The 9,759-nt window shown below is 61.7% G+C and carries 8 protein-coding genes, 1 tRNA gene and 2 rRNA genes; 6 read left to right on the plus strand and 5 right to left on the minus strand.

Annotation, left to right across the window (positions count from 1 at the left end):
- From B9O00_RS31730 to B9O00_RS31745, 4 genes are all read left to right on the plus strand, one after another.
- Positions 1-1,365 (plus strand): 23S ribosomal RNA (locus tag B9O00_RS31730); the annotation flags it as partial.
- Positions 1,366-1,469: 104 nt separating this feature from the next.
- Positions 1,470-1,585: ribosomal RNA gene (gene rrf / locus B9O00_RS31735) — 5S ribosomal RNA — on the plus strand.
- A 164-nt stretch (positions 1,586-1,749) separates the two neighbouring features.
- A tRNA-Met gene (locus B9O00_RS31740) sits at positions 1,750-1,826 on the plus strand.
- 206 nt (positions 1,827-2,032) lie between these two features.
- Positions 2,033-3,007, plus strand: coding sequence for a replication protein RepA (locus B9O00_RS31745; RefSeq protein WP_085127422.1), 975 nt, complete (start codon positions 2,033-2,035; stop codon positions 3,005-3,007).
- A 340-nt stretch (positions 3,008-3,347) separates the two neighbouring features.
- On the opposite strand, the gene B9O00_RS33305 is transcribed toward B9O00_RS31745, so the two are convergent.
- Together B9O00_RS33305 and B9O00_RS31750 are read right to left on the minus strand one after the other, a co-directional pair.
- Positions 3,348-3,521: a hypothetical protein gene (locus B9O00_RS33305; protein ID WP_159460392.1), complete on the minus strand. Its 174-nt coding sequence runs from the start codon at positions 3,519-3,521 to the stop codon at positions 3,348-3,350.
- Between the two features lie 78 nt (positions 3,522-3,599).
- Complete coding sequence (locus tag B9O00_RS31750; protein ID WP_085127424.1) at positions 3,600-5,600, minus strand: type IV secretory system conjugative DNA transfer family protein; 2,001 nt, start codon at positions 5,598-5,600, stop codon at positions 3,600-3,602.
- Positions 5,601-6,119: 519 nt separating this feature from the next.
- Between B9O00_RS31750 and B9O00_RS31755 the strand changes: the two genes are divergently transcribed.
- Entirely contained in the window at positions 6,120-7,028 is a 909-nt protein-coding gene (locus B9O00_RS31755; RefSeq protein ID WP_085127426.1) for an ArdC family protein, read from the plus strand.
- A 13-nt stretch (positions 7,029-7,041) separates the two neighbouring features.
- Here the strand turns inward: B9O00_RS31755 and B9O00_RS31760 are convergent, their stop codons facing one another.
- From B9O00_RS31760 to B9O00_RS31770, 3 genes are read right to left on the minus strand one after another with little or no spacing between them, the layout of a single operon-like run.
- Positions 7,042-7,662, minus strand: a complete 621-nt coding sequence (locus B9O00_RS31760) for a hypothetical protein (RefSeq protein ID WP_085127429.1) — start codon at positions 7,660-7,662, stop codon at positions 7,042-7,044.
- Positions 7,663-7,667: 5 nt separating this feature from the next.
- Positions 7,668-8,039: a hypothetical protein gene (locus B9O00_RS31765; protein WP_085127431.1), complete on the minus strand. Its 372-nt coding sequence runs from the start codon at positions 8,037-8,039 to the stop codon at positions 7,668-7,670.
- Between the two features lie 25 nt (positions 8,040-8,064).
- Positions 8,065-8,388 carry a twin-arginine translocation signal domain-containing protein gene (locus B9O00_RS31770; protein WP_085127433.1) on the minus strand — a complete coding sequence of 108 codons (324 nt, stop codon included), beginning with the start codon at positions 8,386-8,388 and terminating at the stop codon, positions 8,065-8,067.
- Between the two features lie 246 nt (positions 8,389-8,634).
- Between B9O00_RS31770 and B9O00_RS31775 the strand changes: the two genes are divergently transcribed.
- Positions 8,635-9,444 carry a hypothetical protein gene (locus B9O00_RS31775; RefSeq protein WP_085127435.1) on the plus strand — a complete coding sequence of 270 codons (810 nt, stop codon included), beginning with the start codon at positions 8,635-8,637 and terminating at the stop codon, positions 9,442-9,444.
- Positions 9,445-9,759: the final 315 nt, after the last annotated feature.

The following is a 9,759-nucleotide window of genomic DNA, read 5'->3' on the forward strand; positions in this document are numbered from 1 at the left end:
TTCCTGGGCCCGCGGGTGGTGACGGATGGCAGGTGTCGTACGGGCTTATCGGATTGCCCGTGCGGCTGAGCCGTTCCAGGAAACAGCCCCCGCAAATGGACCGTACCCTAAACCGACACAGGTGGACTGGTAGAGTATACCGAGGCGCTTGAGAGAACTGTGCTGAAGGAACTCGGCAAATTACCCGCGTAACTTCGGGAGAAGCGGGCCCCGTTTCTGGGCAACCAGGGGCGGGGGGCACAGACCAGGGGGTGGCGACTGTTTACTAAAAACACAGGGCTCTGCGAAGCCGCATGAAGGCGACGTATAGGGTCTGACGCCTGCCCGGTGCCGGAAGGTTAAGAGGAGGGGTGCAAGCTCTGAATCGAAGCCCCGGTAAACGGCGGCCGTAACTATAACGGTCCTAAGGTAGCGAAATTCCTTGTCGGGTAAGTTCCGACCTGCACGAATGGCGTAACGACTTCCCCACTGTCTCCAGCACAGACTCAGCGAAATTGAACTCTCCGTGAAGATGCGGAGTACCCGCGGTTAGACGGAAAGACCCCGTGCACCTTTACTATAGCTTTGCAGTGGCACTAGGGCGTGCCTGTGTAGGATAGGCGGGAGGCTTGGAAACGAGGGCGCCAGCTCTCGTGGAGCCACCCTTGAAATACCGCCCTTGTGTGTCTTAGTGCCTAACCGAGGCCGCAACACGGTCCGGGACCCTGCATGGCGGGTAGTTTGACTGGGGCGGTCGCCTCCCAAAGAGTAACGGAGGCGCGCGAAGGTGGGCTCAGGCTGGTCGGACATCAGCCGTCGAGTGCAATGGCATAAGCCTGCCTGACTGCGAGATCGACAGATCGAGCAGAGACGAAAGTCGGCCATAGTGATCCGGTGGTTCCACGTGGACGGGCCATCGCTCAACGGATAAAAGGTACGCCGGGGATAACAGGCTGATCTCCCCCAAGAGTCCACATCGACGGGGAGGTTTGGCACCTCGATGTCGGCTCATCGCATCCTGGGGCTGGAGCAGGTCCCAAGGGTATGGCTGTTCGCCATTTAAAGCGGTACGTGAGCTGGGTTTAGAACGTCGTGAGACAGTTCGGTCCCTATCTGCCGTGGGTGTTCGAGACTTGAGAGGATCTGTCCCTAGTACGAGAGGACCGGGATGGACGCACCTCTGGTGGACCGGTTGTGGCGCCAGCCGCACCGCCGGGTAGCTAAGTGCGGACGGGATAACCGCTGAAAGCATCTAAGCGGGAAACCCCCCTCAAGACCAGGTCTCGCCATAAGAGCCGTCGTAGACCACGACGTCGATAGGAGGCATGTGGAAGCGCAGCAATGCGCGAAGCTGAGCCTTACTAATCGCTCGATCGGCTTGATCCTCTTTACCGACGACCGGCAACAGGCCAGGAAACCCCTGGCCCGGCCCGACCGGTAACCCGATCATCCCTATCAGTACCGACACTTGATCAGCTGTCCTGGATCGACCTGGTGGCTCTGGCGAGGGCGGAACCACCCGATCCCATCCCGAACTCGGCCGTGAAACCCCTCAGCGCCGATGGTACTGCGTCTTAAGACGTGGGAGAGTAGGTCGCCGCCAGGTCTATCCAGCACAGCTCCAGACGCAACCGCCCACTCGAAAGACGATGTCCACCCCATCCGCCCGAAAAGCGGAACACCTCATCCGCGGGGGGGAGCAGCCCCGCGCTCACGCGCCGGCGCCTTGCGGCGCCCTCGTCAGGCTCATAGCCTGGTCAATGCCCTTAACGCGGGGTGGAGCAGCCCGGTAGCTCGTCAGGCTCATAACCTGAAGGTCGCAGGTTCAAATCCTGCCCCCGCAACCAAAATTACCAAGCAATATCAATGCTTCAAACGAAAGCCTCGATCCTCACGGACGGGGCTTTCGGCTTTTTGGCACATATTTGGCACACTCAGAGCCAAGCCGTCCCAACGATCTTCAACAACAGCCGGCATGACGGCCGTTCAGATTCCTTGCCACAGTGGCCATCGCATATGGTAGCTTGAAAAGAACAAAAGACGAACTTTTGAGATGCTGAACCGCGTGCCCAGAACGAGCCTGATCGACATAGCCGACATAGAGCCCATAGATGGCAATGCAACTGCTGTCGCGCCGGCGCCGAAGCCGGCCGCGAACGATAACTCATCCGTCCCGAGGCAGCTGAGCAAGCTGTTCACGTCCGCCTTGGCTATCGAGATGGAGGAGGCGCGGGAAGCAGGTGCGCTCGGCTTCATGGCGCGTGCAATGGTCCAGGCGACAATGCCTCACCGTCGGATGCCGGGGAACGAGTTCACGCGGACCAACGGCGCCTTCACCATGACCATGCTGGCTCCCTCGAAGATCGGTCTGCCCTACGGTAGCATCCCAAGGCTTGTCACAGGCTTCCTGACCACCGAAGCTGTCCGCACCAAGAGCCGCGAGATTGTTCTCGGGCGGACGCTCAGCAAGTTCATGGCAGAGCTTGACCTCGCGCCGACCGGCGGCCGTTGGGGCACCATCCCCCGGCTCCGCGATCAGATGACGCGCCTGTTCTCATGTTCCATCTCATGCACCTACACGAGCGGCAGCTCGTTCGGCTTGGAAAACGTCAATATCGCCGACAAGGCAACACTCTGGTGGACGCCGCACCAACCTGACCAAGCGGCATTGTGGGAAAGCACCGTCGTCCTCTCAGAAAGGTTCTTCACGGAGATTACCGAGAACCCGGTCCCGATCGACCTTCGCGCCCTCAAAGCGTTGAAGCGGTCCCCGATGGCGCTCGACGTTTATCTCTGGCTCACCTATCGCCTGTCTTACGTGAAGGGCCGGACCGCTATTCCCTGGGCTGCCTTGCAGCTCCAGTTCGGCGCGGATTACCCAACCACCGATCAGGGCCGCCGCGACTTCAAGAAGGCATTCCTGCGGGCACTGGGCAAAGTCGCCGTGGTCTATCCGGCCGCCCGCCTCGATACGGCACCAGACAGCTTGATACTGTTGCCCAGTCGGCCGCATGTCGGCCGCGTCTGATCCCCGCGAACGCCCGGACACCGTCCCTCGTCTGTTCTACGCATAAACGCTCCCGCGAGCCGACCGCCCTCGGGTCGAGGATTCCGTCGTTGACGTCCCTCAGAGCCGGCGCGGTGTGCAAAACCCTGTGAACTCGGAGACTTATCCACGCATAAACGCTCCCGCACGGATTGGCGCGGGAATCCTGCGGTTCCGATTTTTGCTACGCATAAACGCTCCCGCGATTACGCATAAACGCTCCCGCTATATACCTATATGTACCTGTATAATTAAATCCTGTAGTTGGCGGCCCCCTTCTGTGGATAGTCCGTCGAACTTCAATGCAGACTTTAGATATGGATCACTTGTCCTTCTGCCGATACTCTTCCGCCTGTTCCCGCTGCGCCTGACGTTCGGCGATCTTCTGCTGTTTGGCGTCGTTGAACGCTTTCTTGTTCTTGTTCCAGAACACGAGGTTGAGGACGACGATGCCGACAACGATAATGACGGCGATGGTGATGACGTTCTGCATCATTTCTGAAACTCCCTGATGTGCAGATCCTTTGGGTTTTGGTTTTGAAGGGGTGTGTGGCGCGCTGAGAGCCCTCTCAGTTCATTCGTCGAAGGACGGAGGCATCGGACGAGGCTTCGCATTGTAGGATGATTCTGCGGGCCGCTCAGGCGGTCTCATCGTCTTCTCGGGAGAAGGGGATGATGTTTCGGCTTTGCCGTTCCGCATCTCCGCCTGGAGGGCGGCGAGACGGCGCTGATATTCCGGATTGTCTGCCAGGTCGGCGTCTTCTCTTTGAGTGTTTTCACTCTTGGGGGCCGCCGCTGATTCCGCGCCGCCGGATGGCGGTGCATCCAGTTCGTCGTCGGGAGCAGGTATCGGCATTTCCGCGCGCGGTGCGCGCAAGACCTCCTCCCCGAAATCCCGCTTCTGTTCGGCAATCCATGCCTGAAGGGCGGGATTGTCGAAAGCCGGCCTCACCATCCGCGAGCGGATCATCAGGCCATCGAAGAAGATGACAGCATCCTCACGGAACTCCCGTCCCATGAGTTTCTGCGGCGACGCCACCCAATCCTCGCCACCCCAAATGTCCTTCCGCATGCCGAGCCGGTTGGCGATCTCGGTCGCCGTGTTCATGTCATTCGGGCGGAAGAAGATCTGGCAGCGGCAGTTAGCGAGCAGGCTCTCCCACTTCGGGTAAACTTCCTTCAGCTGGGCCATGTCCTGGGTGAAGAGCCATAGCCGCACCCGGTAGCTCCGAGTAATGGCGACAGCTTCTTCGATGATCCGCATGTAGCCAAGCTGCGGCAGCTCATCGAGGTAGAACATCATCGGCCAATCGGGGAAGTTGTCCGGCAAGTCCTCGTCCAGCTTGTTGTTACGCTCGATATCGGCTCGCCACTTGATGGCCTCGCTCAGGTGCTGGCCGAGCATCACCCGCAGCACCGAACGGTAGGCACCAATCTGTTCCGGCGGTACGATCAGATAAACCGATGACGCCATGCCGCGCTCATGACGGCCGGGCGCGGGGGAGTGCCAACCTGGCGGCCGACCCTGCTGGGCCGCGAAGGTGACGCCCATGTTGTCCTTCACGAGGATGGTCTCCACCGACCAGCCCGGCGTGGTGCTCGATGTGGCGGCCACGATCTCGTCTGCCCGCCAGGGTGCGAGTTGTGTGAGCAGCGTCGTCGCGATCGACGAATGAAGGTTCTCCGACCGGCTTTCGAGGATATTCCCCAACTCTTGAAGCCGCTCCTCTGACGAGCTTTGCAGGGTTTCGATCATCGTCTTGAAGTCCGCCTTGCTGCGCGTCAGGCAGCGGCAGACCTCGCGCATGTTGCGCCGTTCCGGCGGGCGGGTACGGAGGACGAAGAAGATCAGGCCGGTGAGCAGATCCTTGGCGGCCTCGTCCCAGAACGGCTCCCGGCTCTGCTGGACGATGAGCAGTTCCGCCAACAGCCGCGCGTCGTCCCAGCCGCGGACCGCATCAATTGGGTTATAGCAGTCGGAGTCGTCCTCGCCTGGCGCCCACTTGTAGACTTGGCCGTAGAGGTTCCGGCGCCACGCGGTCGCCGCGTAGTTCTCGCCCTTGGGGTCGAGCACCACGACAGGCCCCTCAAAGTCCAGCAGCGTCGGAATGACGAAGCGTTGTCCCTTGCCCGCACCTGTGGGGGCCACGGTCAGCAGGTGTCCTTCGCCATGGAAGAGCAGATTCGCGGGCCTGAGGTCGTCCCCCAGCGGAAGTTCGCCGATGATGATCGAATCTAATGGATCGCTCTCGTCGGCCGGCGTGACGATGCCGGCTTCACGCAGGGCGAAAACGTCCGCCCATGCCTCGTGCTGCCCGGCGTACTTGACCTTCTCCTGCGTCTCCGGGCTCATGAACTGGAAGTATTTGCGGACGGTCTCGCGGGCCTCGTCTATCCGTCCTTCCTGGAGGCGCCTGTAGATGTCCTGCTTGAAGACCTCATCCACGGTCTTGTCGGCGGCGATCGCCGTCACGGCGGCGCGCCACATTGGGTCGAGCGATTCCAGCCAACGCCTGACCTGAGGTTTCCCTTCCGGCGGCTTCTTCCCGCCTCCGAACAGCTTGCTGAACACCATCCGCTACCTCGCTATCGCGCCAGTCTCCCTCGTTTGCCTGTTAGAATCTTGTACCCCGATTTGGTCGAATTACCCACCCTGTTCAGCACCTTGCGGCTGACCGTGCAGGCTTTCCGGCTCCGTCAGGTGCCGGCTTGTTTCGGGGCGCATAAGCCATCGTCCGCTGACAAGCGGCCCATTCACATCAGACAGCCTCGCCGCCACCTTTGCGGGGCTGTTCTGCTTTCCGGGTGACGGTCGCCGGCGTCGGCGCGGTGTTCCTCAGATCCTTGTCAGGGACCGCTGCCCACGGGCCGTCCTCATGGGGTGGCTGACCTGGCAGGGACGCCGTGCAGCGCAACGGCGGTCCGTCGGTTTCTTCCCCGGCTGACGCCTTCCTCGCGAGCCAAGAAACAGCCTGCCCGCCGTCTTCCGATCCTCTCCAGCCCGTTCGGGTGCGCCGCCCGTCTTGCCCCTGCCTTTCCGGTCGCCATCGGACGGCCGCGATGGGCGCGGCCCCGCAAGACAAGGAGAGGAACAATGACCGCGCAACGCATGGACGTTTACACCCAGGTCACCAACAACATCATCGCCGCCATCGAGGCGGGAGCGGGCGACTGGCAGATGCCCTGGCACCGCAGCGGCGAGGGACTCAACCGCCCCGTCAACATCGACACCCACAACGCCTATCGCGGCATCAACGTCGTCAGCCTCTGGGTTGCCGCACAGGCCCGCGGCTTCGGCACCGGCACATGGGGCACCTATCGCCAGTGGCAGAACAACGGGGCGCAAGTCCGCAAGGGCGAGAAGGCGAGCCTGGTGGTCTTTTACAAGGAGTTCGACGTGGAAGAGACCACGGACGACGGCGAAACCGAGCACGGCAAGCGCCTCATGGCCCGCGCGAGTTGGGTCTTCAACGCCGACCAGGTGGACGGCTACGCGGCACCGCCACTGCCCGAGCCCAAGGACCCGGTGCAGGTGCTCGACAAGGCCGAGCGCTTCATCGCCGGTACCGGTGCCATGGTGCGCCACGGGGGCAGTCGCGCCTTCTACCGCCCCTCCGACGACATCATCCAGATGCCCGAGCGCGAGCGCTTCCTCGGCAGCGAAACCAGCTCCGCGACCGAGAGCTACTACGCCACGCTCCTGCACGAGCTGACCCACTGGACAGGCCACGACCGACGCTGCGACCGCCAATTCGGCAAGCGCTTCGGCGACGATGCCTACGCCATGGAAGAACTCGTGGCCGAGCTGGGCGCGGCCTTCCTTTGCGCCGACCTTGGCGTGACGCTCACACCGCGTCCCGACCACGCCGCCTACATCGACAACTGGCTGAAGGTCCTCAAGGCCGACAAGAAGGCCATCTTCACCGCCGCCTCACAAGCGGCAAAAGCCACCGATTACCTCGGTGGCCTGCAATCCGCCGACATCACTGAGGCCGCCGCTTAGGCGGCCTCTTCTGTCACGCGCCCAGTTGTCTGAGTTCTGACTCAAGCAGTTGCCTTTCTGACCGGAGGTCCGCTTTTGGCCGATCGGCGCGCGTTTCCAGTTCCTTCTCGATCTCGATGAGGCGGGTGCGGATGGTGGCCACGCGGTCGAGCAAAACGCGTCCAAAGTTGCGTGACGATACGAACCAGAACCCGCCCGCCGCGAGCGTTAGAAGCCAAAGCAGACCAACGTCGATGAACCACCAGCCTAATTGCTCCCAGACGTAGCCGTCGTATCGGAGCGCCCAGTTCGACGTGTTGTTGATCTTGATCAGGAGCACGACGGTGACGAGAACAGCCGGTACTGCGAGCACGATCGCGATGGTGCGAGCGCTTTTCACTTGAGCACGCAGCTTTTGCATTCCTTCCGGCGAAGTCATTGTTTCGGCGAGGAGGTTGCCATCTCGCTGAGCCCCATCGCGTAGCTTCCTGCCAAGAAAGAGCGCCGCGACCACGACCAGCAGAATGACCAGCGCGTCAAGAAGGCCGTCAAGAATGCCGCCGGAATTGGAAGACGCCGCTTGAGCAAAGGCCCTGTGAATTGGCGTGACCGACAGCACCACCAAGAGCGACAGCGTTGCGGATCGCAGGACCATTGCTCTCATGGATTCCACACCTGCTGGTCATTCTCGAAGAAGATGAAGCAGTCATGGGCCGGATTGTAGGCAGGCTTCTTCCGGCAGCTCGCGAGGGCGTCTTCACGCATCTTTTCCATCGACGCACCGACCTTGTACCGCGCGCCATAGGCGCCGTCCGGCGATACGGCGAACGCCTTAGGGAAGGGGCTCGGGCCGTAGTTGGTGAGGAAGCAATCGACGCACGCCTTGCCGCCGCCCGCCTGTTCGAGCGCGGGGACGGCGGCTTTGTAGGCCGCCAGCGGATCGGCGCCTGCGCTGTTTGCACTGGTGGCGCCGGTCGTCTGGCAGGCGGTGACGGTGAGGAGTGCAATGGCGATTATCCTCCCCTTGGACAAATATGTGCTCCGCATTCGGCCCCCCTCAGCCAAGGGCTTCCCAGCGTTCCCAAACCGGAGCGCCCTGGTCCGGTCGGGTCTGTTTCTGGTAGGCCGGGCTCTTGGGATTGTTACAGGTGCCCTTGCCGGAAGCGATAACGGTCTTGCGGTCTTCGGACACCGAACGGATGCCGCCCCAGAAACGGCAAGTCCCGCATTTCTGCGTCGTCGTGGCGGGTATGGTCACCTCCGCCATTGCAGGCTGACTGACGATGGCGCCGCCGACGGTGGCGAGCCCCGCCACGCCGAGCGCCCGGAGAACATCGCGGCGGCTGGCAGGCCGCGTAACAATTTTGTCTTTGGTGTTCATGGCACCTCCTAACTTTCAACGAATGATTCGACGCGCGTGCGCTGCGGACGCGCGCGCGACAAGCGGGCCGTTTAGATGGCCCCCAAGTTCCTTCCTAAGAGGGCTGGCCGTGCGGCGTCATGTCTGAAATTGGAAGCTTTAGAAAATCCGGAAAACAGGCGGAATCTATGATCGGAATCAATGGGTTGACGGAATCCAGCTAGGTGGGTAATAAGTTGAAAAGAGAGGTGTTTGGCCGGGGGCGGCATGGCGGTCGCATTCGACAGTTTCGAGGAATGGCACAAGCTGTTCGATGCCCTTTGCATTGAGCGCGGCCACCTCGATAACGCCAAGCTTGCCAGCGAATACTGCACGATTACCAAGAAGAAGGCTGTTACCGCCTACGAGAGCTCCCTGAAGAGCCTGAGCAACTGGCGGCAGGGATTGCACACACCCAGCCGCCGCAACTTCCGAATACTGACCCTATTGCTTCGGATTGAGGACGCGCCGGAGGCATTGCCTCATTGGAGCCGGCTCTATGAAGAGGCTCAGAGGCGCAAGCCCGCCGATGGCAATGGCGATGCGAGCCAGACCGCGACAACACCCGAGATCGACCAGGCCCCTGCCGCCGCATCCGGCGGACGCACCAGACTACGATTAGCCGCGGCTGCCGTTTTCCTGGTTTTGGTGGCGGGCGGGGCCGTTCTTGCGTTGGGCACCTTCGACGGCCCCCAGACGCATGCTGCGGCATTCACGCAGCCAGGTGCGCAGGTCCTCGACATGACCGGCCAGCGTATCGAGGCGCATGAGATGGTCGCCGCCAAAGTCGGCCAGTCAGTCGTCGTGCATGGCAGCCGCGGGCGGTGTGGTGAACAGCCGCCAGATTGGGAGGAGGTCTTCCAAGGACTGCCTCCGCTATCTAACGGTGTTTGGTCGGACGGGGGCGTCGGTATCCGCGTCAGCCGCGCTTGCAGCGGCGGCACGCCTGCGCGAGCCGTGGTGTTCACGGCAACGCATCCGGGCGAGGAACGATTCACCCTCTACGACGATCCGATTACGATCCGGGTGACCGAGTAGAGCATTCCGTCGCTTCGCGTTATCGGAGGGCTGGAGCAATCCGGCCTGTTTTGTTCTTGCTACGCTTGGGCGGCCCCGGTGTGATCGGAGTGTTCGGTGATTCATCGGAGTGAGTTCTTCTCCGATGCGCTGGTCAGTTGCCCGACTTTTTGTCCCGGCGCAATCGCTTGAGTGCCGAGGTAAGAGCCTCCCTCGTTTCTTGCATGATGCCTCCAGTGCCCCGTAAGCGCTCACTTAACCCCCTCCTGGCCAGCCTGACCTGATCGTGCGAAGACCCCTCCGCTTTGGACGGAGGTGTCTGCGTGGAACGAGACG

It is taken from the genome of Tistlia consotensis USBA 355, assembly GCF_900177295.1.
In the GTDB taxonomy this organism is placed as follows: domain Bacteria; phylum Pseudomonadota; class Alphaproteobacteria; order Kiloniellales; family DSM-21159; genus Tistlia; species Tistlia consotensis.